This is a genomic window from Pseudonocardia cypriaca, assembly GCF_006717045.1.
Lineage (GTDB): Bacteria > Actinomycetota > Actinomycetes > Mycobacteriales > Pseudonocardiaceae > Pseudonocardia > Pseudonocardia cypriaca.
The window spans coordinates 1,216,838-1,240,368 of record NZ_VFPH01000003.1 but is presented as its reverse complement, the minus strand read 5'-3'; the positions used below and the strand labels follow the sequence as shown (position 1 = coordinate 1,240,368).

24 protein-coding genes are annotated in these 23,531 nt (G+C 72.8%); 4 read left to right on the top strand and 20 right to left on the bottom strand.

Annotation, left to right across the window (positions count from 1 at the left end; genetic code table 11):
• Positions 1 to 9 precede the first annotated feature (9 nt).
• On the top strand, positions 10 to 552 hold the full coding sequence (locus FB388_RS37455; protein ID WP_142107371.1) for a macro domain-containing protein: 543 nt from the start codon (positions 10 to 12) through the stop codon (positions 550 to 552).
• Between the two features lie 63 nt (positions 553 to 615).
• On the opposite strand, the gene FB388_RS37450 is transcribed toward FB388_RS37455, so the two are convergent.
• Positions 616 to 1,662, bottom strand: a complete 1,047-nt coding sequence (locus tag FB388_RS37450) for an IS110 family RNA-guided transposase (protein WP_211361989.1) — start codon at positions 1,660 to 1,662, stop codon at positions 616 to 618.
• A gap of 253 nt (positions 1,663 to 1,915) precedes the next feature.
• Positions 1,916 to 2,794 (bottom strand): hypothetical protein, encoded by an 879-nt coding sequence (locus FB388_RS37445; RefSeq protein WP_142107370.1) that lies wholly within the window; start codon positions 2,792 to 2,794, stop codon positions 1,916 to 1,918.
• A gap of 117 nt (positions 2,795 to 2,911) precedes the next feature.
• Between FB388_RS37445 and FB388_RS37440 the strand changes: the two genes are divergently transcribed.
• Positions 2,912 to 3,721 (top strand): DUF2470 domain-containing protein, encoded by an 810-nt coding sequence (locus FB388_RS37440; RefSeq protein WP_142107369.1) that lies wholly within the window; start codon positions 2,912 to 2,914, stop codon positions 3,719 to 3,721.
• Here FB388_RS37440 and FB388_RS37435 read toward each other — a convergent pair.
• Both FB388_RS37435 and FB388_RS37430 read right to left on the bottom strand, forming a co-directional pair.
• Positions 3,714 to 4,031 carry a DUF3817 domain-containing protein gene (locus FB388_RS37435; RefSeq protein WP_142107368.1) on the bottom strand — a complete coding sequence of 106 codons (318 nt, stop codon included), beginning with the start codon at positions 4,029 to 4,031 and terminating at the stop codon, positions 3,714 to 3,716. The genes FB388_RS37440 and FB388_RS37435 overlap by 8 nt on opposite strands.
• Before the next feature lie 7 nt (positions 4,032 to 4,038).
• Positions 4,039 to 4,446 carry a hypothetical protein gene (locus FB388_RS37430; protein ID WP_142107367.1) on the bottom strand — a complete coding sequence of 136 codons (408 nt, stop codon included), beginning with the start codon at positions 4,444 to 4,446 and terminating at the stop codon, positions 4,039 to 4,041.
• Between the two features lie 36 nt (positions 4,447 to 4,482).
• Between FB388_RS37430 and FB388_RS37425 the strand changes: the two genes are divergently transcribed.
• Entirely contained in the window at positions 4,483 to 5,289 is an 807-nt protein-coding gene (locus tag FB388_RS37425; RefSeq protein WP_246122784.1) for a CPBP family intramembrane glutamic endopeptidase, read from the top strand.
• A 380-nt stretch (positions 5,290 to 5,669) separates the two neighbouring features.
• Here the strand turns inward: FB388_RS37425 and FB388_RS37420 are convergent, their stop codons facing one another.
• Complete coding sequence (locus tag FB388_RS37420) at positions 5,670 to 6,608, bottom strand: DUF5926 family protein (protein ID WP_142107366.1); 939 nt, start codon at positions 6,606 to 6,608, stop codon at positions 5,670 to 5,672.
• A gap of 46 nt (positions 6,609 to 6,654) precedes the next feature.
• On the opposite strand from FB388_RS37420, the gene FB388_RS37415 reads away from it, so the two are divergent.
• The gene (locus FB388_RS37415; RefSeq protein WP_142107365.1) at positions 6,655 to 7,824 is read left to right on the top strand and encodes a cytochrome P450; all 1,170 of its coding nucleotides are present in this window, start codon (positions 6,655 to 6,657) and stop codon (positions 7,822 to 7,824) included.
• 15 nt (positions 7,825 to 7,839) lie between these two features.
• On the opposite strand, the gene FB388_RS37410 is transcribed toward FB388_RS37415, so the two are convergent.
• The 15 genes from FB388_RS37410 to FB388_RS37340 form a co-directional block, all read right to left on the bottom strand.
• Positions 7,840 to 8,799, bottom strand: a complete 960-nt coding sequence (locus FB388_RS37410; protein ID WP_246122783.1) for a DUF4328 domain-containing protein — start codon at positions 8,797 to 8,799, stop codon at positions 7,840 to 7,842.
• Positions 8,800 to 8,847: 48 nt separating this feature from the next.
• Positions 8,848 to 9,180 carry a rhodanese-like domain-containing protein gene (locus FB388_RS37405; RefSeq protein ID WP_142107364.1) on the bottom strand — a complete coding sequence of 111 codons (333 nt, stop codon included), beginning with the start codon at positions 9,178 to 9,180 and terminating at the stop codon, positions 8,848 to 8,850.
• 93 nt (positions 9,181 to 9,273) lie between these two features.
• Positions 9,274 to 10,944 (bottom strand): solute symporter family protein, encoded by a 1,671-nt coding sequence (locus tag FB388_RS37400; RefSeq protein ID WP_142107363.1) that lies wholly within the window; start codon positions 10,942 to 10,944, stop codon positions 9,274 to 9,276.
• Positions 10,941 to 11,228 carry a DUF485 domain-containing protein gene (locus tag FB388_RS37395; protein WP_142107362.1) on the bottom strand — a complete coding sequence of 96 codons (288 nt, stop codon included), beginning with the start codon at positions 11,226 to 11,228 and terminating at the stop codon, positions 10,941 to 10,943. Before FB388_RS37395 ends, FB388_RS37400 begins: the two co-directional genes overlap by 4 nt.
• Positions 11,229 to 11,549: 321 nt before the next feature.
• Positions 11,550 to 13,298 (bottom strand): sodium/solute symporter, encoded by a 1,749-nt coding sequence (locus FB388_RS37390; protein ID WP_142107361.1) that lies wholly within the window; start codon positions 13,296 to 13,298, stop codon positions 11,550 to 11,552.
• Positions 13,299 to 13,348: 50 nt separating this feature from the next.
• Complete coding sequence (locus tag FB388_RS37385; RefSeq protein WP_211362461.1) at positions 13,349 to 15,088, bottom strand: sodium/solute symporter; 1,740 nt, start codon at positions 15,086 to 15,088, stop codon at positions 13,349 to 13,351.
• 6 nt (positions 15,089 to 15,094) lie between these two features.
• Entirely contained in the window at positions 15,095 to 16,426 is a 1,332-nt protein-coding gene (locus FB388_RS40120; RefSeq protein ID WP_211362460.1) for a hypothetical protein, read from the bottom strand.
• Complete coding sequence (locus FB388_RS37375; protein ID WP_142107360.1) at positions 16,423 to 17,295, bottom strand: LytR/AlgR family response regulator transcription factor; 873 nt, start codon at positions 17,293 to 17,295, stop codon at positions 16,423 to 16,425. Before FB388_RS37375 ends, FB388_RS40120 begins: the two co-directional genes overlap by 4 nt.
• Before the next feature lie 130 nt (positions 17,296 to 17,425).
• On the bottom strand, positions 17,426 to 18,298 hold the full coding sequence (locus tag FB388_RS37370; RefSeq protein ID WP_170226035.1) for a S49 family peptidase: 873 nt from the start codon (positions 18,296 to 18,298) through the stop codon (positions 17,426 to 17,428).
• 121 nt (positions 18,299 to 18,419) lie between these two features.
• Positions 18,420 to 19,625: a sensor histidine kinase gene (locus FB388_RS37365; RefSeq protein ID WP_246122782.1), complete on the bottom strand. Its 1,206-nt coding sequence runs from the start codon at positions 19,623 to 19,625 to the stop codon at positions 18,420 to 18,422.
• Positions 19,626 to 19,642: 17 nt separating this feature from the next.
• Complete coding sequence (locus FB388_RS37360; RefSeq protein WP_142107358.1) at positions 19,643 to 20,518, bottom strand: Fpg/Nei family DNA glycosylase; 876 nt, start codon at positions 20,516 to 20,518, stop codon at positions 19,643 to 19,645.
• A complete protein-coding gene (locus tag FB388_RS37355; RefSeq protein ID WP_142107357.1) occupies positions 20,518 to 20,958 on the bottom strand; it encodes a hypothetical protein in 441 nt (146 codons plus the stop codon). The genes FB388_RS37360 and FB388_RS37355 overlap by 1 nt, the downstream gene beginning before the upstream one ends.
• A 67-nt stretch (positions 20,959 to 21,025) precedes the next feature.
• Entirely contained in the window at positions 21,026 to 22,258 is a 1,233-nt protein-coding gene (locus tag FB388_RS37350; protein ID WP_142107356.1) for a cytochrome P450, read from the bottom strand.
• A gap of 10 nt (positions 22,259 to 22,268) precedes the next feature.
• Complete coding sequence (locus FB388_RS37345; protein WP_211362459.1) at positions 22,269 to 22,793, bottom strand: methylated-DNA--[protein]-cysteine S-methyltransferase; 525 nt, start codon at positions 22,791 to 22,793, stop codon at positions 22,269 to 22,271.
• A gap of 56 nt (positions 22,794 to 22,849) precedes the next feature.
• Entirely contained in the window at positions 22,850 to 23,491 is a 642-nt protein-coding gene (locus tag FB388_RS37340; RefSeq protein ID WP_142107354.1) for a TetR/AcrR family transcriptional regulator, read from the bottom strand.
• Positions 23,492 to 23,531: the final 40 nt, after the last annotated feature.

Below are 23,531 nucleotides of genomic sequence, written 5' to 3'. Positions count from 1 at the left end.
TGTGGACGCATGGGCAGCCTGACGCTGGTGCTGGTGGCCGTCGACGCTCCGATGGCGCGGGCGTGGCGCGCGCTCGCCGAGGGCCGCGCCGGGCTCGTCGTGCACGAGGGCTCGATCACCGACGTCGACGCCGACGCCGTGGTGAGCCCGGCCAACTCGCTCGGGATCATGGGCGGCGGCATCGACGCGGTGTACGCCCGCTGGTTCCCCGGCATCTCCGAGCGGGTGCAGGCGGCCTCCGGCGGCAACCTCCCGGTCGGCGAGGCCGTGATCGTGCCGACGGGCGTCGAACGCCCGGCCTGGCTGGTGAGCGCGCCGACGATGAGCCGGCCCGGTCAGCGGCTCCCCTCCGACGGCGGCGCCGCCCGCGCAGCGGCCGCCGCCGTGTTGCGGCTGTGGCGCGACGGCGCCCTCCCCGACGGCACCCCGGTGCGCCAGGCGGTGCAAGCGATCGCGATGCCCGGCCTCGGCACGGGCGTGGGTGGCCTGTCAGCCGAGGTGTGCGCGCAGCGGGTGGGCGAGGCGCTGGACGAGATCCTCGGCGACGCCTGACCCCGACTCGCGCGCACCCAGACCGCGACTCGCGGAAGGACCGGGCGACGCTCCTATGGTTCGTCAAGCCGTTGCGGCGCCTGATTCGAGCTGCCGGTAGAGCTGGCGGGCGATGTAGCGCTTGAGGCACCGCTTGATGTCGCGGTCGGTCTTGCCCTGGGCTCGGCGACGGTCGGCGTAGGCGCGGGTGTCGGGGTCGTAGCGCAGCCGGGACAGCGCGATGTTGTGCAGGGCCCGGTTGAGTTGGCGGTTGCCGGAGCGGTTGAGCCGATAGCGCACCGTTTTACCCGAGGAGGCTGGGATCGGGGCGGCGCCGGCGAGCATCGCGAACGCGGCATCGTTGCGGCACCGCCGGGAATGCGACCAGGCGGTCAGCACGGTCGCGGCGTTGATCGGGCCGACCCCGGACAGCGTGAGTAGATCCGGTCGCCACGCGCGCACGATTGCTCGGATCGCCCGTTCGTGCTCGTTGGCCTCGGTTTCCAGGGCGCGGACCCGGCGGGCGAGTGCCCGCAGTGTGGACAGGGCGGTGAAGGTGTGCACGTCGGCGCTGGCCGTGGCCGGTCGCAGCCGCGCGGCGGTGGTGAGCATGTCGCGGGTGGTCTGGCCGCGGAACCGGGCCCGGACCGGTTCCGGGGCGGTGATCACCAGTGCGCGCAGCTGGCGTTGGGCGGTGCTGGCCGCGGCGACCGCGGCCCGGCGTGCGGTGAGCAGGATCTGCAGGCCGGCCCGTTCGGGTCCGGTCTTGGGCTGTGCCAGTCGTGTGCGGGCGAGCGCGTCGCGGGCGGCGCGTTCGGCGTCGATCGGGTCAGACTTTGCCCCGGCTCGGCGGGCGGGGCGGACCGGCCGGTCAAGTTCGACGACCAGCTCACCGAGCTGGTCGAGGTGTCGGGCCAGGCCGGCGCCGTAGCCGCCGGTGCCCTCGATCGCCCAGCCGCGCAGCCCGCCGTGGGCCTCGGCCAGCGCGACGAGTTCGGCGTATCCGTCTTCGTCGGCGCTCACCGTGGCGGTGGCCAGCACGGCGCGGGTATCGGTCGCGACCACGGCCGCGGTGTGGGTGTCGGTGTGGGTGTCGACCCCGATGACGAGCTCGACCAGTTCTGCGAGCATGGACAACGCGTTCTCCTGACCTGGAGGGACGTGAGGTCCGGTCCGGATCGGAGTCGGCAGGACTGTGACGGGACACGCCAGCGGCTACTGGCGGTCATGCTCCTGATCAAGCCAGCTACTCCGGCCGGGCCGGTGCCGACAGCAACAGGCGGACAAGTCGGATCAAGGGCATCACGCCAGTCAGGCGAAGAGCCACACCTGCTGCTGTCATCACCAGCCCACTGTCACTGAGCCAGCTTCACCATCCTCACAGTCAGGCGAGCAGGCCGAGGCCGGCGAGCTGGGCGGCCGGCACGGGCTCGGGGTCGGCCCCGCAGCGCGACAGGAGCCCGCGCACGCCCTTGACGGCCCGCTCGGACAGGCCGTTGATCTCGTGTGCGAGCGCGGTGCCGTCGGTGGACTCGAGCGCCTCCCGGACATCACCGCCACCCACGGCCCGCGCGACACCCAGCAGGAGGTTGAGAATGCCGTGGCGGGACATGTCGTCGTGATCGGTGCGGACGACCTGGCGGAGCCCGAGCGTGGTGAACGGCCGCCCGGTGTCGACGACCACGTGGAGGAACTCCTCCACCTCCGCGGCCGACGGCACGTCGGAGGCGCGGGGGCCGCCGCAGCGCAGCTTGGGCGCGCACCCGTGCTCGGCGACGCGGCGCACGGCGCCCAGCCAGGCACTGATGTCAGCGGGCTCGGTGCCGGCCGGCCTACGGGGCTCGACCACCGCCACGACGTCCTCGGGCACGAACTCCGAGACCCGCTCCAGCCAGACCGCGTCGACGTCGGGCGGAGCCGCGGTCTCGACGGTGCGCGGCGTGAGCAGGCTCGACCGCGAGAAGACCGTGGAGAGCGCCTTCGGCACGGCACCGAGCCCGGTGTCGACGACGAGCGACACGTCGACGGGACGGGACGGCACCGACCGGGCCAGCTCTTGGACCAGCGCGGGAAGCCTCGACACCGGGCAGACCAGCTGCCCGACGAGACCGCCGTACCGGCCGTCACGGGCGCTCAGGTACCGCGATACGACCGCGTCCACTCCGGGCGCCACCGACCGGGGCTGCAGCAGGCTGGTGTCGTCGACCAGCTGCGCGAAGAGCGGGGGGATGGCCCAAGGATCCGCACCAGCCGCCGTCGTCACAGTCCCAGACGCTAACGGGTGTGCTCGGGCCGTGTGACATCGGCCGTGGGTTCGCGCGCTGGACACCCGTCGAGGCACCGGATAACTTAGCCTCACCTAAGTCACGGAGGTGTCACGTTGGGATCCACCCGGCCCCGCCGACCGCCCACGCCGTCGGCAGCCGAGCGCGCCCGCAGCGTCGCCGCAAGGGGCGGCACGGCGTGCCTCGTCGGCACTGGAGCGCCCCAGGCCGTGCCCCTCGTGCACCACGTCCGGGCAGACGGTTCCGCGGTCCTGCTGCTGGACGACGACGAGCCGGTGCTCGACGCGATCCGGTCCGCGCCCGGCGGCGAGTTCGCTGCGATGCTCGAGATCACCGACCTCGCCCCCGTGGAGCTCAGGGAGCCCGTCCGCGGGCTGCTGTGGGTCACCGGGCGGCTACGGCTCCCGGAGCGCGACATCGCCCGGCGCATGGCGCTGCAGGTCGCCGACGTGCGGCCGGACGAGGAGTTGCTGCGGCTCGGCCACGGCGCCACCCTGGTGCGGCTCGACCCCGGATCGGCCGTGCTGTCCGACTCGGAGGGCACCGCCGCCCTCACCCCCGTCGACCTGGCGGCCGCATGGCCCGACCCGTTCTGCCGCTACGAGGGCCACTGGCTCGCGCACCTCGAGCAGTCCCACTCGGACGTCCTCGACCTGCTCGTCCGGCACCTGCCGCCTGCGCTGCGCGACCTGCGCGACGCACGGCTGCGCCCGTTGGGAATGGATCGCTACGGCCTGCGCCTGCGGCTCGAGGCGCCCGGCCGCGACCACGACGTGCGGATCGCATGGGCCAAGCCGGCCACCAGCGTGGAGGAGCTGCGCGTGCAGATGCAGCACCTGATCGGGTGCCCGATGCGGCGCGGGGCCGATGTCGACCCGCTCGGGGGCACTCGACCCGCTAGCTGACGGGGGACCGCCCGGCGCGCACCCGGTGGGTGACCCGCCGCTCCGCGATGAACGAGGCCACCGGGATCGTGCCCGCGATGAGGATCAGCAGGGCGTCGAGCGGCTTCCACCGCCCGCGCTCGGCCAGCAGCAGCGTGCAGACGATGTAGATCATGTAGAGGAAGCCGTGGGTGACGCCCACGACCGCCACCAGCTCCGGCTGGCCGAAGATGTACTTCATCGGCATCGCGATCAGCACGAGGACGAGTAGTCCGACGCCGGTGACCCATGCGGCGATGCGGTAGGCGAGCAGGGCGGTCTCGATCGGCACGGCGTCCTCAGTGGTCGGTTTCGCGAGCGGCCAGCTGGGCCAGCATCTGGTTGTAGGCGACGAGCTCGGGGTCGTCGTCCACCGGCGGTGGGGCGGCGTCGCGGGGGCGCGGCCCGAACGGCGACGGGGCGGCCGGGCGCGGCTCCGGGAGCGGAGCGGCGGCGGCGGACTCCTCGGCAGGCGGGGCGGCCTCCTCCAGCTTCGCCGCCTCCATGCGCAGCATGCGCCACCACATGACACCGAAGAACACGGCGAAGAGCGGCCACTGCAGGCCGTACCCGACGTTCAGGGCGCTTCCCATCGCGGAGCCGGCGCGCTGCCACTGCCAGGCGGCGAGCCAGCCGCATGCGGCCATCGCGCCGAGCGTGAGCACGTGCCAGACGATCCACCTCGGGGAGAGGACCAGCCTGCGCACGAGGACAAGGCTACCCGCTGGATAGGGTCCGCGACCGTGACCGCTCTCCGGGACTGGATCGCTCCGCCGCCGTCCGGAACGGCCCTGCTCACCGACCCGCGGACCCGCCGGCTCGTCGGGCTGGAGGTCCTGGTCGTCCTCACAGTGACGCTCGGGCTGTCGGCGGTGCGCAGCGGTCTCGCCCTGCTCGACGCCGTGATGCAGCCGATCCCCCTCAACGAGCAGCAGGTGGCGCTCAACGCACCCGCTTCCGAGGTCGGGCTCATCGACCTCGCGTTCCAGCTGACGCGCGTGTTGCAGCTCGTCGGCTGGGGCGCGCTGGGGGCCTACCTGCTGCTGCGCGCCGGGTTCGCGATGCGCGACGTCGGGCTGGACCGGCGCCGCCCCGGCCGGGACGCCCTCGGCTCGGCCGGCCTGGCCGCGCTGATCGGCGTGCCCGGGCTGGGGCTGTACCTGGTCGCACGCGCGATCGGCGTGAGCGTGACGATCGCGCCCACCACCCTCGGCGATACCTGGTGGCGGGTGCCGGTGCTGCTGATGTCGGCCGCGGCGAACAGCTGGGCCGAGGAGGTGGTGATGGTCGCCTACCTGATCACGCGGCTGCGCCAGCTCGGCTGGTCGGAGAACCGGTCGGTCGTGGTCCAGGCCGTGCTCCGCGGCTGCTACCACCTCTACCAGGGCCTCGGCGGGTTCATCGGCAACATCGTCATGGGGCTGGTGTTCGGCCGGGTCTGGCAGCGCACCAACCGCCTCTGGATGCTCGTCGGAGCGCACGCCCTGATCGACATCGTGGCGTTCCTCGGCTACGCCGCACTCTCCGGCCGGGCGGCCTGGCTCCCCTGACGGGCGTGGGCGGCTACGCGCAGCCAGACGTTCGATCATGAGCGTTCCGCGCTGTTACCGGCACGTTCGGCGGTGGTCGCGCGGATGATCCGCTGTGTCGGTTGGCTACTGCTGTGGCGACAGCCATGGACGACCGCTACTCGCGATCTTGACGTTCATGGTCCGGTGTATCGGGCGTCCATGGTCGTGGGAGCAGCCATGGACCGAAGCCGCCGGTGGGCGCGCCGTTCCCGCGCCCACCGGAACGCTTCGCCACCACAACGGCACCGCCGGCTGCGTTCCGCGGAACGCACCCGAGCCGTGATCAGCGGGGATCATCGCCGTAGCCGGCGGGAAGGCGCCGCGCGGACGTACCGGCGCAGCGCCTCCCTCACGAGCACTCAGCGCAGCGTGATCTGCTTCCCGGCCAGTGCGTCGCGGGCGCGGCGCTCGGAGTCGGTGAGCGGGGTGTCATCGCCGAGCGCGGTCTCGAGTCGCTCCGCGAAGGTGGACAGGGGTTCGGTCCACTCCTTGGCGTGCAGCTCGCGGTCGAGGTCCCACACCGGAACGAGCAGGCCGTGGGCGCGGAACGACCCGGCGTACCGGGCGTCCTCGGCGAGGGCCAGCTCGCCGCGTGCCTGCAGGCGGGCGAGCGCGGCCAGCAGGGCCTCCTCCGGCTCGGGACGCACCCAGCGCAGGTGGGCCTTCGAGCCGGTGTCCACCCAGTACGCGGACCGGACCCCGGGTGCCGGCACCGGCTCGGTCGGCATGATCACCTTGTTGGCGCGTTCCAGCGCGGCCGTGACGTCGGGGCTGGGTTCGGAGCCGTCCTCGGCGGGTGGGATCCACCAGCCGAAGTCCGCGTGCACGGTGACGTCGAGCGTCGCCGCCGGGTCCAGCACGTCCTGCAGGCGCACGAGCTCGCCCGCGACGCCGGGGCCGACGACCGGGAGCGACGTGCCCGGCTCGGCCGTCTGGGCCCACCGCAGCGCCTTCGCCAGGTCGGCGGACAGGTCACCGGAGTGGGCCTGCACCTGCATGCCGAGCAGGATCGACCCGTCCGGACGCACGACCGCGGCGGCGGCTCCGGGCAGCACGGTGGCCAGCGTGACCGGGGTGTCGCCGGGCTCGCGCAGCGGCAGCGGGGCCGTGGCCGACGGCAGGAACTCCCGCATCGCGACCAGGTCGCACTCCGCGGCGAGCCCCTCGAACGGCCGGATGACGATCACGTCGTCTCCGGCGCCGTGGCAGGCCTTGTAGCGCTTGCCCGAGCCGCAGGGACAGGGGCGGCGGGGGTTCTCACCCGCGGGCGCCGCCTTGGCACGTGTCTTCTTGCCCATGGTCCGGCAGACGTTAGCGGTTCCCGCATAGCAGGATGAGACCGCCATGGCCCCTTTCGACCCGGGTGACCCGGACTTCCTCGCCGACCCGTACCCGGCCTTCGCCGCGCTGCGCGCCCAGGCCCCGGTGCACGAGCACCCGTTGCTGGGCATCCCGGTCGCGGTGTCGCACGCCGCGTGCTCCGAGGTGCTGCGCGGGCGCGACCTGGGCCGCATCTGGGTCGACGCCGAACCGGCCGCCGATTTCCCGGCCTTCAACCTGCTGCACCGCAACTCGCTGCTCGAACGCGAGGGCCAGCCCCACGACCGGCTGCGCCGCCTGGTGGCTGGCGCCTTCAACCGCGGCCACACGGCCCGGCTGGAGCCGCGGGTGCGGGCGCTCGCCGACCGGCTGGTCGGCGAGCTCGTCGAGCGCGTCCGGGCCGACGGCAGCGCCGACCTGATGGCGGGTGTCGCGGCCGTCCTGCCGGTCGAGGTGATCGCCGATCTGCTCGACGTGCCGGAGCCGGAACGGTCGGCGCTGCGCGGCTGGTCCAACACGATCGTCACCATGTACGAGCCGGACCCCGGCCGGGTGCGGCGCGCGGAGGCGGAGCGGGCGGCCGCCGAGTTCGTGGAGGCGCTCCGCGGGCTCGCCGCGCACCGGCGGCGGCATCCGGGCGACGACCTGATCACCGACCTGCTCGACGCCGACCTCGATGCCGACGAGCTGGTCGGCACCGCCGCGCTGCTGCTCATGGCCGGTCACGAGGCCACGGTCAACGTGATCGGAAACGGCGTGCTCGCCCTGCTGCGCCACCCCGAGCAGTGGCGGCGGCTGGTCGCCGACCCGGGGCTGGACGCGACCGCGGTGGAGGAGCTCATCCGCTACGACCCCCCGCTGCAGCTGTTCGAGCGCACCGCCGTGGTCGACACCGCGGTGGCCGGACACTCGGTGCCGGCCGGCACGAAGATCGCCGCGCTGCTCGGGGCCGCCGCCCGGGACCCGGCCGTCTTCGCCCGTCCGGACGAGCTCGACGTCGGCCGCCGGCCCAACCCGCACCTCGGGTTCGGGGCGGGCGTCCACTACTGCCTCGGCGCCCCGCTCGCCCGTGTGGAGGTGGCGGCCACCCTGGACGCGCTGCGCCGCCGGCTTCCGGCCGTGCAGCTCGGGGCCGAGCCCCCGCGACGGCCGGACTTCGTCATGCGCGGGCTGCGGGAGCTGCGGCTGGCGTGACCGCCCGCGGCCCGGTCAGGCCGTGGACACCGTGGGCGCGGACAGGCCCTTGGGCTGCTCGGGCGCCGTGGACGCCGAACCGACCCGCAACAGCACCTCGCGCCTGCGTGGCGCGGCCGGGGCGAGCAGCCGGGTGAGCCGGAGCACGAGCCGTGCCGTGACGCCCGCGGTGACGGCGGCGAGCAGGTCGAGCACGGCGTGCAGCACGACACCGTCGGCGCGCGCCTGCACCCCGGTGCGCAGTGACCACAGCAGCACGACGGCGGTGAGCACCGCGCTCGCCGCCCACAACGCCCACCAGACGAGCACCTGTCGCGACGGGCGCGGGCGCCGCTCGGCCGGCAGCCCGATCGCGCTGTGCTCGATCTCGGCGAGCACGGACCCCGGGACCGAGAGGTTCAGCCCCGGCACGAGCCACCCGAGCACGATCATGCGCGTGGACCGGGACGGCCGGACCTGCGCGTGCTCGCCGGCCGCCTGCGCGGCACGGACGGTCCACAGCACCATCAGGACGCCGACCACCACCGTCAGGATGGGAGCGACGGTGCCTGCCGACGCCACGAGAGCGTCGGAGGCGGCCACGGTCTCGGCCCGGAGCGCGCCGTCCCGGCTGGCCAGCAGGAGGACGTACCGCCACACCTCCGCGCCGGCGGCGAGCAACGCCACCGCGGCGGTGGCCCACAGCAGCGGCACCAGCGAGCCGAGGATCGTCCGCGCGCCGACCAGCGGATCCGGCCGCTCCGGCTCCGGATCGGATGGCGTCCACGGGCCGAGCGGGAACCCCCACCGGGGCAGGAGGCGGTAGCGCGGCGGCCCGGTGTAGCGGGCCCGTGGGGGCACCTGCCGGGGCGGTGTGGCGCTGGGCGGAGGCTCGGCCACCCAGCGCAGGGCAGCCAGGTAGCGGCCGCAGAACGGGCAGAACGGCCCACCACCCGCCGGGGCCTGGCGGCCACAGCGCGGACATGGCGGGCCCATGCCGGCCTCGTCCGCACCCGGAGCCGCTGGTTGCACGGGTACCGCGACCTAGACGATCTGGGGCTGGGCGCCGCCGGCGGCGACGATCTCGCGGCCCTGCCGGGCCCACGCCTGCATCCCGCCCTCGACGTTCACCGCCGGGTAGCCCTGTGCGGACAGGTAGGCCGCAACGCGGGCGGACCGGCCGCCGGAGCGGCAGATGACGTACAGCGGGTCGCCGTCGGGCAGCTCGTCCATCCGGGCCGTGAGCTCGGACATCGGCAGGTGGGTGGCCCCAGGGGCGTGGCCCGCGGCCCATTCGTCGGACTCGCGGACATCGAGCAGAGCGGCGTCGGGCGGCAGCTGCGCCACCGACACCTCCTGGACGGCTGGTCCGGTCATGGCCGCAATCCTCGCACGCCGGGACGTCACACCCCGGTTAACGCAGAACGGCGCCCGGCCACAGGGCCGGGCGCCGTTCCGTGCTGGGTCGGATCAGTGCACGATCGCCTTCTCGGAGCCGGCCCCGGTGAGGGAGCGGACCTCCATCTCGGCGAACTTCCCCTCCTCGACGGGGTGCCTGCCGCCGACGTAGGTGCCGATGACGCCCAGGATGAACGAGAGCGGGATCGACACCAGGCCCGGGTTGGACAGCGGGAACAGGTGGAAGTCCACGTTCGCGATCATCGACGTCGGACGGCCGGAGATCGCGGGCGAGAACACGATCAGGAGCACGCAGGAGGCGAGACCGCCGTAGATGCTCCAGAGCGCACCGGTGGTGTTGAACCGCTTCCAGAACAGCGAGTAGAGGATCGTCGGCAGGTTCGCCGAGGCCGCCACCGCGAACGCCAGCGCCACCAGGAACGCGATGTTCTGGTTGCGGGCGAGGATGCCGGCTGCGATGGCGATGACGCCGATGACCACGGCGGTGATGCGGGCGACCCGCACCTCGGCGTCCGGGCTGGTCTGCCCCTTCTTGATGACGTTCGCGTACACGTCATGGGCGTACGACGCCGACGCCGTGATCGTCAGGCCGGCCACGACCGCCAGGATCGTGGCGAACGCGACCGCCGAGATGATCCCGAGCAGGAACTCGCCGCCGAGCTGGTACGCGAGCAGCGGTGCCGCCGAGTTGGTGCCGCCCGGTGCCGTCGCGATGCGCTGCGCGCCACCCTCCACCAGGGCCGCCGCGCCGTAACCCAGCACCAGCGAGAACAGGTAGAAGATGCCGATCAGCCAGATCGCCCACACCACGGAGCGACGCGCTTCCTTCGAGCTCGGCACGGTGTAGAAGCGCATCAGGATGTGCGGCAGGCCGGCCGTCCCGAGCACGAGAGCGAGGCCGAGCGACAGGAAGTCGATCTTCGCCGTGGTCGTCGCGCCGTACTGCAGGCCCGGGATCAGCAGCCGCTCGCCCAGCTCCTTGGGCGCTGCGGTGGGCGAGGTCTGCACCTGAGGATTGGCGTCCACGGCCTGGCCGAGAAGGGCCGACAGGTTGAACCCGAACAGGGCGAGGACCCAGACGGTGATGACCGCGGTTCCGATGAGCAGCAGGGCGGCCTTGATGATCTGCACCCAGGTGGTGCCCTTCATGCCGCCGACCATCACGTAGGTGATCATCAGCGCGCCGACGATGGCGATCACGACACCCTGGCCGAAGGTGTTGCTGTTCGGGATCTGCAGCAGCAGCGCGATGAGCGCGCCCGCGCCCGCCATCTGCGCCAGCAGGTAGAAGAACGACACGACGAGCGTGGAGGTGGCCGCAGCAGCCCGCACCGGACGCTGCCGCATCCGGAAGCTCAGCACGTCGCCCATCGTGAACTTGCCGGTGTTGCGCAGCAGCTCCGCGACCAGCAGCAGCGCCACCAGCCACGCGACGAGGAAGCCGATCGAGTACAGGAACCCGTCGTAGCCGTTCACCGCGATCGCACCCGCGATACCGAGGAACGACGCCGCGGACAGGTAGTCACCGGCGATCGCGACGCCGTTCTGCGGGCCGGTGAACGACCGCCCGGCTGCGTAGTAGTCGGCCGCCGTGCGGTTGTTGCGACTGGCGCGGAACACCACGACCAGCGTCACCACGACGAACGCGGCGAAGATGCCGATGTTCAGCAGCGGGTTGCCGACGCCCGGGGAGGCCGGCGCCTGTGCGATGACGAGGTTCATGCGGCACCTTCGATCTGCTCACGGATCTTCTCGGCGGCCGGGTCGAGGTGCCGGTTCGCGTACCGCACGTAGACCGTGGTGATCACGAACGTGGTGACGAACTGCAGCAGGCCGAAGATCAGACCGACGTTGATGTTGCCGAACACCGGGATCGCCATGAACCCGGGCGCGAACGATGCCAGCAACACGTAGAGGAGGTACCAGACCAGGAAGGCGGCACTCATCGGGAAGACGAATCGCCGTAGCTTCCTGCGCAGCTCGACGAACTCGGGAGTGGCTTGCATCTGTTCGTAGATGGTGCCTGTAGATCGCTCGCCTGTGGCACTCACGGCGTCGTCTCCGTTCTCTTCCGTCCGCGCATTGCATCGTCGCCGCGCCTTCGGGGCACAACGGGGCGAACCATAGCCAAGTCACACTCCCGCTCTGGAATACTCCACCTGGGTGATGGCGGGCGCCGTGCAACTGTCGCGACCAACTCGGGATCAGCGGCGAGGATCTCGGGACGACTGGCCGACGAGCGGTCGACGAGCGGTCCCGACTCGGACGTACCGGACCGAAGGGCGACCGCGGGTCGTCCCGTCGAGCGAACTGCCGGGCCGGCGGTCTCACCAATTGGGACGCTGGCGGTCCTCGAGGCGGTCGCGGCTCAGGCCGAGCCGTTCGGGTGCGTGCAGCCGCAGGAGCACCTGGTCGGCGTCGATCGGGCGCTGCCGGCTGGTCAACCTGCTGACCACGATCATCGTGATGAACGCCGCCGGCACCGTGGCGATCGCAGGCCGGTAGAGCAGCACGCCCAGCCACCCGCTGTCGACGAACCCGGCGAGGCTGACGGCGACCGCGCCGGCCGAGCTGAGCCCGCCGACCAGCACGCCGGCGATACCGCCCGCCGCGGTGAGCCCGCGCCACCAGATGCCGAGCACGAGCAGCGGGCAGAACGTCGACGCGGCCACCGCGAAGACCAGCGCGACGGCCTCCCCGAAGTCCAGCCGGGTGACAGCAACCGCCAAGGCGAGCGGCACCGCACCGGCGACCACCGCCGCCATGCGGAAGTCACGAACCCGGCTGCTCCCGATGAGGTCGGTGGACAGCACGCCCGCGACGCTCACGATCAGCCCGGACGCGGTGGACAGGAACGCCGCCCACGCCCCCGCCGCCACCAGCCCGCCCAGCAGTGCGCCGGCCAGGCCGCTGCCGAGCACGGCGGCCGGCAGCAGCAGGACGGCCGCGTCGGTGTCGCCGTTGACGAGCAGCTGCGGCGTGTAGAGGCGCGACAGCGCACCGAGCAGCGTGACCGCCAGGTAGAAGCATCCGAGCAGGGCGAGCACGAACACCGCGGTGCGGCGCGCCGCCCGCCCGTCGGGGTTGGTGTAGAAGCGCACGAGCACGTGCGGCAGGCCCATGGTGCCGAGGAACAGCGCGAGGATCAGCGAGTACGTGGCGAGCAGGCCGTGCTCGCGGCCGTCCGGGAACGGGGCGAGCCACGTGGAGTCCGTCACCGGAGCTCCTGCGACCACCGGCACCGGTGCGCCCGCCGGGAACTCGAGCTCCGCGCCCGCGAGGACGGTGTGCCTCCCGATCTCCCAGCGGACGGGGGCGTCGGTCACGTTCCTGCCGTCGAGCACCCCGCTCGCGATGAACTGGACCGGCTCCGCGACCTGCAGCTCCACGTCGGTGCGGATCTGGACCGTCGCGCGGTCGGGGAACTGCGGCGGGGCCGGCTGGTCGAAGCTGCGGTCGTCGCTGAAGAAGAAGATCGCCGCGATGATCGCAGGCAGCGCCAGTGCGGTGAGCTTGAGCCAGTACTGGAACGCCTGCACGAAGGTGATCGACCGCATGCCGCCCAGCACGACGGTGGCGACCACGATGAAGGCCGCCACCGCGGAGCCCCACCAGTCCGGGAGCCCGGTGGCGGTGGTGACGGTGAGACCCGCCCCCTGCAGCTGGGGCAGCAGGTACAACCAGCCGATGACCACGACGAACACCGCGCAGACCTTGCGCAGCAGGCCGGAGCGCAGGCGGAACTCGGCGAAGTCGGGCACCGTGTAGGCGCCGGAGCGCCGCAGCGGGGCCGACACGAACAGCACGAGCGCGAGGTAGCCCGCGGTGTAGCCGACCGGGTACCACAGCGCGTCGACGCCGTCGCGGAGGATGAGCCCGGCGATGCCGAGGAAGGACGCGGCGGAGAGGTACTCGCCCGAGATCGCGCCCGCGTTGGCCATCGGGCCCACCGTGCGCGAGGCGACGAAGAAGTCGGAGGTGCTGCGCGCCACGCGCACCCCGAGTGACCCGATCACGGCCGATGCCAGCGCGACGAGGCCGATGGCCACGATCGCGATGATGCCGGTCGTCGTCACGGACTCACTATGTCAACGCGATGGCCCGCCCACCACTACACCTTCGTCGGTCACCCGGCGCGACCGGGTCGGTCGAACCGGTCGCGGGAGAGCCCGAGCTGCTCCGGAGCGTGCAGCATGATCAGCGACCGGTCGACGTCGCGCGGGATCGAGGCCCGCGTGAACCGGCTCACCAGGACCATCGTCAGGAACGCGGCGGGCACGGTGACCACGGCGGGCCGGTAGAGCAACACCCCGGCCCAGCCCTGCGGCACCGCGGCGAACAGCGACAGCGTGACGGCCACCGCGGACAGGCCGCCGCCGACGAGCACGCCCGCGATCGCGCCCGCCGCCGTCAGGCCACGCCACCAGATCCCCAGCACGAGCAGCGGGCAGAACGTCGATGCGGCCACCGCGAAGACCAGCGGCACGGTCAGCGCGAAGTCCGACCGCGCCATGACCAGGGCGAGCCCGAGCGGCACGACGAGCGACAGTGCGGCGGCCAGGCGGAAGTCGGTCCACCGCCCCCGCAGCACGTCCGTGAACAGCACGCCCGCCAAGCTGACGACGAGCCCGGACGACGTGGACAGGAACGCCGCCGCGGCGCCCGCCGCCACCAGCCCGCCCAGCAGCCAGCCGGCCCAGTCCTGCCCAAGCACCGCCGTCGGCACCAGCAGGACCGCCGCGTCGGTCTCGCCGCTCACCAGCAGCTGGGGCGTGTAGATGCGGGTGAGCGCGCCGAGCAGGGTGACGAGCACGTAGAAGAACCCGATCATCGCGAGCACGATCAGCGTGGTGCGGCGGGCGGCCCGCCCGTCCGGGTTGGTGTAGAAGCGCACCAGCACGTGCGGGAGCCCCATCGTGCCGAGGAACCCGGCCACCAGGATCGAGTAGATCGACAGCAGCTGGTCGACCGCGGTGCCCGTCATCGGTTCGAGCCACTCGCGGTCGGTGGTGGGAGCGCCGTCGACGGTGGGCACGGCCGAACCCGCCACGAACTTCAGGGTGGTGCCGTCCTCCACCACGTACTGCCCGGCCTGCCAGGTGACGTCGCCCCGCGCCCAGCTGCCGTTGACGATGCCGTCGACCCGCACCTGCACGGGCTCCGTCACGGACAGCACGACATCGGTACGGACGTCCACCGCCGTGTTCTGCTCGAACCGCGGGGACGTCGGCCGGTCGAAGCTGCGGGTGTCGTTCAGGAACAGGCTGCCCACCACGAGGGCGGGCACGAGCAGCGCCGTGAGCTTGAGCCAGTACTGGAACGCCTGCACGAAGGTGATCGAGCGCATCCCCCCGCCGACGACGGTGAGCAGGACGACCACGCCGGCGCCCGCGACCCCGCTCCAGGCGGGCAGGCCGGTGAGCGTGGTGAGCGCGAGCCCAGCGCCCTGCAGCTGGGGCAGCAGGTACAGCCAGCCGATCACCAGCACGAACGCGGTGCACAGCCGGCGCAGGACCGGCGAGGCGAGCCGCACTTCGGCGAAGTCGGGCACGGTGTGGGCACCGCTGCGCCGCAGCGGGGCGGCCACGAACAGCAGCAGGGAGAGGTAGCCCGCGACGAACGCGACCGGGTACCAGAGCGCGTCGGCGCCTTCACGCAGGATCAGGCCCGCGATGCCGAGGAACGACGCCGCGGACAGGTACTCACCGGAGATCGCGCCCGCGTTGGCGATCGGGCCCACGGTGCGCGAGGCCACGAGGAAGTCCGACGTGCTGCGCGCCATGCGGACGCCGTACGAGCCGATCAGGGCCGACACGAGCCCGACGAGCCCGATCGCGCTGAGCGCGACGAGTGCAGGGGTGGTCACTCCCAACTAGTCCTGCACGGTCTCGGCGAAGTTCTGCTCGAGGTGCTCGGCGGTGCGGGTGTGCCACAGCCCGAGCCCGAAGAGGAACGGGTAGACCAGCACGCCGAGCAGGAGCCACGGCAGGCGGATCCCGAGCACCTCGACGCGTCCGACCTCCGGGACCATCGCGAAGAGCAGCGGCAACAGCCCGAGGGTGAGACCTGCACCGATCGCGAACCGCAGGGCGATCGCCAGCTGCGACCCGATGAGGTTGGTGCGCAGCAGCTCCCCCACGCCCGTGCTCTCCTGGATGGTGATGACCGTGCGGACGGGGCGGGCCACGCTCTTGCGCTCGGCGAGCACCACCCGCACCCGCTTGCTCCCCTGCGGTGCCGCGGCGTCGGGGCCGGGAGATGGGGAACCGCGCAGTTCGGCGCCCCGCTGCTCGGGCACGCTGATACCCGCGGGAGCCGGGCCGGGCTGATCCTGGGTGCCGGACGGTTCGTCGTCGGCGGGCGCGGCCGGGACGGGCGGGACCGGTGCGGTGAGCTCGGCCGCGACGGGGTCCGGGGCCTTGGGAGCCGGCCGCGGCGCGACGGCCGGGGCGGGACCCGTCGGCGCGGACCGCAGGACGGCCTCGCCGGGCGTGGGAGGTGGCGCGGGCAGGGGGCCGGTCGGCGCTGCGCGGCCGGGGACGGCGTTCGGAGTGGTGCGTGCCGGCCGGGGCTGGACGGGTGCGGTGGCCTGCTGGTTCTGCGGCGGCGCCTCCGTGGGCGCGGCCGGGCCGGGACGGGGCGGGGCAGGCGCGGTGGCCTCCACCGAGGGGATCGGGGTCACGGGAGTGGCGACGTTCGCCGACTTGTAGGCGCGCCCGCGAGCGGCACCCCGCATCGCGGCGGCCGCGGCGATCCCCGGGCGCACCTGACCGGCGGGCGCTGCCTCACCGTCCGACGATGGCTGTTCGGGCTGTGCGGGCTGTGCGGGAGCCGACCGGGTGGGCGGGCCGGACCAGACCGGCCGGGCTGCGGTGCCCTCGGTGCGCTCGCGACGCAGGAGCTCGCTCGCCTGTGACATCTGCCCGCCGACCGGGCCCGGACGGGGCGCACCCGGCCCGGGCGTGGCAACGGAGTGCCGCGCGACGTACTCCGCGGAGCTGGGGGTCGTGGTTCCGCCGCGGCGCGCGTGCCGCCCACCGCCGCCTGCTGCTGCCTTCTCGGCGATGCGGCGCTGGATCTCGTCGTGCAACCACGCGGATCCGGCGTCCGGATCCGGGTCGGGGGCCTCTGCGCGGTGCGGGACCGAGCCGTCGTCCGGCTCGGGGGTCACCGACGGCGGGGCGCCGTCGGTGAACGTGGTCATCGCTGGCTCCACGCCTGCTTCGTCGCGCGGACGAGCCGGTCCTTCAGCTCGCGGGTGTGGCGCCTGCTCACCGGGAGCTCGGCGCAGTCCGGGCCGGTGCCGACCCGCACGACGTAGCCGGAGCCGGACAGCCGCAGCTCCGTGACCAACGGCAGCGCCACGAGGAACGACCGGTGGATGCGCACGAAGCCGGCCTCGCGCCAGCGGTCCTCCAGCACGGAGAGGGGGATGCGGACGAGGTGGCTGCCCTCGTTGGTGTGCAGGCGGGCGTAGTCACCCTGGGCCTCCACGTACCGGACCGCCGAGCGCGGCACGAGCTTCGTGGTGCCGGCGAGCTCGACCGGGATCACCTCGTCCTCGGTGCTCTGCTCGGGCTGCGGTTCGGCCACGGTGGCGGCCCGGTTGGCGAGGATGCGGTCGATCGAGGCGGCGAGCCGCTCGGAGCGGATCGGCTTGAGCAGGTAGTCGACGGCCCCGACCTCGTAGGCGTCGACGGCGCGGTCGTCGTGGGCCGTGACGAACACGACCGACGGCGGCACGGCCATCGACGAGAACACCCGCGCCAGCTCGAGGCCGTCGAGGCCCGGCATGCGGATGTCGAGGAAGACGATCTCGACGTGGGTGCGGTCGGCCACGCGGGTGCCGCTCACCGGGTCGGCGAGTCCGCGGTGGGCCGAACCGGCGGTGGCGGCCTCGCGGACGCCCTGCCGGCTGTTCAGGATGCGGAGTGCGTCGGTGGCGTCCGATGCTTTGAGCACGGTGCCGACGCGGGGGTCCTCGCTCAGCAGGTAGGCCAGTTCTTCGAGAGCCGGCAGCTCGTCGTCCACCGCGAGGACGACCAGGCCGCCGGAGCTGTCGTTGCTGTCCACGATCTCCTCATCCTGCGTGTCCGGGGGCCGGGGCCGGGACGTCCTGCCCCAACTCCGACGACCATGGTGACGGCGAATCCGTGTGAGTGCCAGAGCCCAGCACCAATCGGGTTCGTCCGGTCACACCGCGCTACAAACCGTACCGCGCCCACGCGGCCCGTATCTCGGCCGCCTGGGCAAGGCCCAGGAGGGCGTCCGTGCTGATCACGCTGGTGGAGGCCGCGGGAGGGGTCAGTCCGAGCCGGGCGAGTAGCGGCTTGCGCCCCTCCACCGGAACGAGTTCGGCTTCGGGGAAGCGCTCGCCGAGTACAGCGCGTGCGGTGCCGAGCCCGTCGACCAGGCCCAGCTCCACGGCCTTCGCTCCGGTCCACACCTCACCCGTGAACAGCCCGTCCTTCTCGCGCAGGCGATCCCCGCGCCGCGCCACCACCCATTCCTGGAACATCGTGTGCAGCTGGTCCTGCAGCTCCCGCAGCCACGCGACGTCCTCCTGCTTCTCGGGCAGGAACGGGTCGAGACGGGACTTCGACTCACCCGCCGTGTAGAGCCTGCGCTCCACGCCGAACCGCTTGATCAGCCCGTCCAGCCCGAAACCGTGGCTGATCACGCCGATCGAACCCACGATCGAGGTGGCGTGCGCGTAGATCTCGTCCGCAGCGCACGCCAGCCAGTAGCCCCCCGACGCCGCCACGTCCTCGCAGAACGCGAACACCGGCACGCCCTTCTCCGCGGCGAGGCCGCGGATCCGGTCGGCCACCAGCGCCGACTGGGTCGGCGAGCCGCCCGGTGAGTTGACCAGCAGCGCGACCGCCACGAGCCCTTCCGGTGCGAACGCCCGCTCGAGCGGCTTCTCGACCGCCTGCGCGTTGATGACCGAACGGGGCATCGGCCCGGTGGCGGCCGTGATCACGCCGTGCAGTCGCAGCAGCGACACGACCGGCCGGTCGCCGCGGTCGCCGAAACGACCGGGGAGGCGGGAGGCGAGCCGGTCCGGGAGGCGGATCACGTCCATGCGGCCACGTTACGCGGCTGCGCGCGAGTCGCAAGATCAAGAAGCGCCGAGACGTGCCCAGCGCCACCGCGAGTCGCGGTCTAAGTGCGCGCGAGTCGCGGTCTCGGTGCGCTCAGACCCGGATGCCGGCGCGGAACTTCGGGACGCGCAGCGTGATCTTCATGCCCTCGCCGGGCGCGGTGTCCACGACGAGGCCGAAGTCGTCGCCGAACGTGGAGCGCATCCGGTCGTCGACGTTGCCGAGGCCCACGTGGGCACCCGACTGGTGGGCGTCGTCCAGGTCCTCGTGCAGCCGCGCCGGGTCCATGCCGATCCCGTCGTCCTCCACGATGATCACGCACTCCGCACCGGCGTTCTCCGCGGTGATCGTGATCGTGCCGCCGTTCGGCTTGCCGCCCAGCCCGTGCCGCACTGCGTTCTCCACCAGCGGCTGCAGCGCGAGGAACGGCAGCACGACCGAGAGCACTTCGGGTGCGATCTGCAGCTTGATGTTGAGCCGGTTGCCGAAGCGGGCCTTCTCCAACCGGACGTAGCGCTCGATGTTGGTGAGCTCGTCCTGGAGGGTCGTGTACTCACCCGCGGTGCGGAACGAGTAGCGGGTGAAGTCGGCGAACTCGATGAGCAGCTCGCGGGCGCGCACCGGGTCGGTGCGGATGAACGAGGCGATCGTGGTGAGCGCGTTGTAGACGAAGTGCGGCGAGATCTGCGCCCGCAGCGCCCTGACCTCGGCGCGGTTGAGCCGGGCCCGCGACTCGTCGAGCTCGGCGAGCTCCAGCTGGCTCGACACGTAGCGCGCGACCTCCGCCGACGCCCGCAGCAGCACCGGGCCAGCGGTGGACGTGGTGAGGGCCGCGAGGGTGCCGACGATCGCGCCGTCGGTCTCCAGCGGCACGACCACGATGCCCCTGACCGCGCAGTTGGGGTGCTCGCAGGACAGTGCGGTGTGCGACAGCACCTGCTGGCGCCCGGTGGAGATCACCTGGTCGGCCAGCGACCGGACGTCCGGCTCGTGCTGGTCGGCGTCGCCGTCCCAGGCCAGGGTGGTGCCCCGGTTGTCGGTCATGGCCAGCGCGCACGTGTCCAGCAGCTGCCGCAGGTACGGCAGCGCGAACGCAGCGGAGTTCGGCGAGAGGCCCTCGCGCAGCGACGGCGCGGCCAGCGCCACCGTGTGCAGCGTGGCGAAGGTGGCGCGCTCCAACGGCGTCGCGAAGGTGTTGCGCCGGTTCTTCATGATCAGCCACACCAGCAGCCCGATCATCACGATGATGACGCCGCCGGCGACGAGCAGCGCCGTGGAGCTGCCCAGCAGCTCAGCCACGTTCCACCCCCACCTACCTACCTCACCAGGCGCGACAGCCGCCGGTCGGCGAGTGGCTTGCCGCCGGTCTGGCAGGCGGGACAGTACTGGAACGACTTGCTCGCGAAAGAGACCTCCCGAACGGTGTCGCCGCACACCGGGCACGGCAGCCCGGTGCGGGCGTGCACCCGGAGCCCGGAGCGCTTCTCACCCTTGAGCTCGGCGGCGCCCTGGCCGACCGACCGCTCGACGGCGTCGGTGAGCACCGACCGCATGGCGGCGTAGAGGTCGTCGACCTGCTCGGCCGTCAGCCGGCCGGCCGTGGCGTACGGCGAGAGGCGGGCCGTGTGCAGGATCTCGTCGCTGTAGGCGTTGCCGATGCCGGCGATCACCTGCTGCTCCACGATCAGGGTCTTGAGCCGCTCCGTGCGCCCGGCGAGCAGCGCGGCGAACTCGTCGCGGGTGAGGGCGAGCGCGTCGGGGCCGAGCCGGGCGATGCCCGGCACCTGCTGCGGGTCGGCCACGAGGTAGACGGCGAGGCGCTTCTGCGTGCCCTGCTCGGTGAGGTCGAACCCCGGTCCGCCGACGGTGTCGAGGTGCACCCGCAGGGCGAGCGGCCCCCGCCCGGGCTTCGGCGGCGTCGCGGCGGCGGAGTCGTGCCAGCGCAGCCAGCCTGCCCGGGACAGGTGGGTGATCAGGTGCAGCGGCTCTTCCGGCCGGTCGCCGAAGTCGACGGACAGGAACTTGCCGTACCGGGCCGCCCCGGTGACCACCCGCCCGGCCAGCGCGGACACCGGCGGGTCGAACGTCTTGACGACGCTCATGCCCGCCACGTCGACGCGCGCGACCGGCCGGTAGATCGCGTGCTCGCGCAGGTGGTGGGCCAGCGCCTCGACCTCGGGGAGCTCGGGCATCAGTTCACCGGTTGCAGGGGGCTGTCGGCGTGGCCCGGTGTGCCCTGGGTGCGGATGCGGCGAACGATGATGCGGATCTCCTCCTTCGCCTTCGACCCCCCGCGCACGAGCCCGGTCCACCGCTCGGCAGGCAGGTCGTAGCCGCCCGCCGTCTCGGCCACGATCGTCCACGGCCTGCGCAGGAACCACCGGATGGGGAAGAAGGCCACGACGGCGAACGCGACGAGGTACAGGAACCAGGGGATGTGCACCCCCGCGGGCCGCCAGACGATGATGATCAGCCAGAACACGAAGAGCGCCGACAGGATGAGCACTGCCGCACCGCGCCCGCCGTCGACGTCGTGCTCGAAGTCGTCGCCCGTGGCCGGTAGGGACCACTCGATGTTGCGGCGCACCGACCACATGCGTCCGTCGACACCGGCGACCGTTCTCGTAGCCATCTTCTCCGCCGTGGTGAGTGCGTGTGTGTTTTCCTCAACTTTCCCACAGATCGGGCCGTGTTGGCGGCTACCAGCGCAGCGGGAGACTCGTGATCCCGTTTATGAAGTTCGAGACGAGCCTGCGCGGCTCGCCGGCCAGCTCCACCTGCGGCAACCGCAGGAACTCGGTGAAGAACTCGCGCATCTGCAGCCGGGCGAACGCCGCCCCGAGGCACAGGTGCGGGCCCTGCCCGAACGACAGGTGGTCGTTCGGCTCGCGGGTGAGGTCGAGGCGGAACGGGTCGGGGAAGCGGCGCTCGTCGTGGTTGGCCGACACGTGGTAGACGACGACCTTGTCGCCACCCGCGATCCGCTTGCCGCGCAGCTCGACGTCGCGCGCCGCGGTGCGCCGGAACGTGAGCACGGGCGGGTGCACCCGCAGCAGCTCCTCGATCGCCGACGGCAGGAGCTCGGGCCGGGTGCGCAGCCGCCCGTAGGCGTCGGGGTGGCGGACGAGGGTGAGCACGCCGCCGGGCAGCGCGCTGCGGACGGTGTCGTTGCCGGCGATCACCAACAGGAAGAAGAACATCTTCAGCTCGGCGTCGGTGAGCCGCTGGCCGTCGACCTCGGCCCGGACGAGCGCGGTCATGAGGTCGTCGGCCGGCTCGGCGCGCTTGCGCTCGGCCAGTTCCTCGGCGTAGCCGAACATGTTAGCGAGCTGCGCGGGCGAGCGCGGGTTGACCGGCCGGCCCTCGGCGTCGGTGACGACGTGGGCGTGCTCGGGGTCCTGGTAGCCGATCACGCGGTTGGTCCACTCGAGCAGCAGCGACCGGTCGGCCGTGGGCACGCCGAGCAGGTCGGCGAGGTTCTGCAGCGGGAAGTCGTCGGTGACCTCGCGCGGCAGGTCGCACGCTCCCCGCCCGGCCACGGCGCCGAGCAGCGCGGCCGCCCGCCCCCGCACGGCATCGGCGAAGAGCTCCAGGCGCCTGCGGGTGAACGTGCCCGTGACGATCCGGCGCAGCCGCACCTGCTCCGGCGGGTCCATGTTGAGGATCATCCGGCGCAGGAACGGCAGGTCGGCGGGGTCGGGGTCGCGGATCTGGGTGGCGCCGAGCGCAGAGGAGAAGACCTCGGGCGCGCGTAGGACGTGCTTGACGTCGTCGTGGCGGGTGATGGCCCAGAAGCCCGGGCCCGCCGGCCAGATCCCGATCTCGGGCTCCTCCTGCCAGCTCACCGGGTCGGTGTCGCGCAGCAGGCGGAGCGCGTCGTGGGGCACCCCGCGCGCGAACGTGCGCGGGTCGAAGACGTCGACGTCCGTCACGATGTCGTGCCTACCCGAAATCGAGCGCGGGCGTGAGCACGCCTTCGAGCGCGAGCAGCCATTCCTTGGTGGCCCGGCCGCCGCCGAAGCCGCCGAGCGAGTCGGAGCCGAGCACCCGGTGGCAGGGCACCACGACCGGCAGCGGGTTGGAGCCCATGATCGACCCGACGCCGCGCGCCGCCGTGTATGCCTTGCCGAGCCCGCTGCGCGCCGCGAGCTCCCCGTAGGTGACGGTGGCGCCGTACGCAACGGTGTCGTGCAGCGTCTGCAGCACGACGCGCTGCGACCCGGAGGTGAGCGACCAGTCGAGCGGCACGTCGAACTCCCGCCGCGTACCGGCCAGGTACTCCGCGAGCTGCGCCACGGCGGCGCCGCCCTCGGCGTCGACCAGCGGCTCGCCCAGCCGGTCGGCCGCCCGTTCGACCACCTCGGGTTGGTGCCCGAACGCGACGAGCGCGAGCCCTGCTGGCGTGACGCCGATGGTGAGGGCCCCGATTGGTGCGGGCGCCTCGACCACGGACCGGACGATGGCCATGCCGTCCAGTGTGGCGCGCCCCTCCGACATTTCGCGCCTCCCGCTGCCGGGTTCGATCAGCCCGGGCCGCCCGCTGGTGAATCCGGGAGGTGCGGGAACGGGAACAGGTCGACCATCAGGTGGTGGGTGACCCAGTCCGCCCAGTCCTGCGCCGGCCAGCCCTGGGTGACGACCAGCAGGCCGTAGGTCTCGTGCGACAGCACCGTCGCGACGATCTCCGTGGCGCGCTGCAGCGAGATGTCGGTGGTGAAACCGGGCTTCTCCGCGAGCTCGTCCACCGCCTGGGCGTGCACGGCGAGCTCCGCGCGGCGGGTGCGGTCGAGCAGCTCGGCGGGTTCGGGGTCGGCCGCGGCGGCCCGCAGTGCCGCGTCGAGCGGGAATCGGCGCTCGACCTGCGCCCCCGCCTGCTCGACGTACCGCCGTAGCGCCGAGGCACCCGCCTCCTCGGCCCGCACGTCCGGGAGCCACTCGTTCGGCTGGTCGTCGGTCGCGACGGCCAGCGCGGCCTCCAGGACCGCTGCTTTGCTGCCGAAGGACAGGTAGAGCGTCTGCACCGCCACGCCTGCCGCGCGGGCGATGCCCGCCATCGTCGTCTCCACGTACCCGTCGCGTACGAACATCGGTGTCGCGGCTGCCACCACCCGCTGCCGGGTGGCCTGGGCGCGTTCCGCGCGAGCGGCGCGTGTACGAGTCGACAACTGGAACCCCTTGCTGGAATGGCGTTACACCATCAAGTTA

Excerpts from the sequence above, each read along its gene's own strand:
- FB388_RS37345 (WP_211362459.1), bottom strand. The coding sequence starts at position 22,793 with ATGGCCATCGTCCGGTCCGTGGTCGAGGCGCCCGCACCAATCGGGGCC.
- FB388_RS37450 (WP_211361989.1), bottom strand. The coding sequence starts at position 1,662 with ATGCTCGCAGAACTGGTCGAGCTCGTCATCGGGGTCGACACCCACACC.
- FB388_RS37420 (WP_142107366.1), bottom strand. The coding sequence starts at position 6,608 with ATGGGCAAGAAGACACGTGCCAAGGCGGCGCCCGCGGGTGAGAACCCC.
- FB388_RS37360 (WP_142107358.1), bottom strand. The coding sequence starts at position 20,518 with ATGCCCGAGCTCCCCGAGGTCGAGGCGCTGGCCCACCACCTGCGCGAG.
- FB388_RS37395 (WP_142107362.1), bottom strand. The coding sequence starts at position 11,228 with ATGCAAGCCACTCCCGAGTTCGTCGAGCTGCGCAGGAAGCTACGGCGA.
- FB388_RS37405 (WP_142107364.1), bottom strand. The coding sequence starts at position 9,180 with ATGACCGGACCAGCCGTCCAGGAGGTGTCGGTGGCGCAGCTGCCGCCC.
- FB388_RS37455 (WP_142107371.1), top strand. The coding sequence starts at position 10 with ATGGGCAGCCTGACGCTGGTGCTGGTGGCCGTCGACGCTCCGATGGCG.
- FB388_RS37355 (WP_142107357.1), bottom strand. The coding sequence starts at position 20,958 with ATGGCTACGAGAACGGTCGCCGGTGTCGACGGACGCATGTGGTCGGTG.
- FB388_RS37400 (WP_142107363.1), bottom strand. The coding sequence starts at position 10,944 with ATGAACCTCGTCATCGCACAGGCGCCGGCCTCCCCGGGCGTCGGCAAC.
- FB388_RS37415 (WP_142107365.1), top strand. The coding sequence starts at position 6,655 with ATGGCCCCTTTCGACCCGGGTGACCCGGACTTCCTCGCCGACCCGTAC.
- FB388_RS37410 (WP_246122783.1), bottom strand. The coding sequence starts at position 8,799 with ATGGGCCCGCCATGTCCGCGCTGTGGCCGCCAGGCCCCGGCGGGTGGT.
- FB388_RS40120 (WP_211362460.1), bottom strand. The coding sequence starts at position 16,426 with ATGACCACGTTCACCGACGGCGCCCCGCCGTCGGTGACCCCCGAGCCG.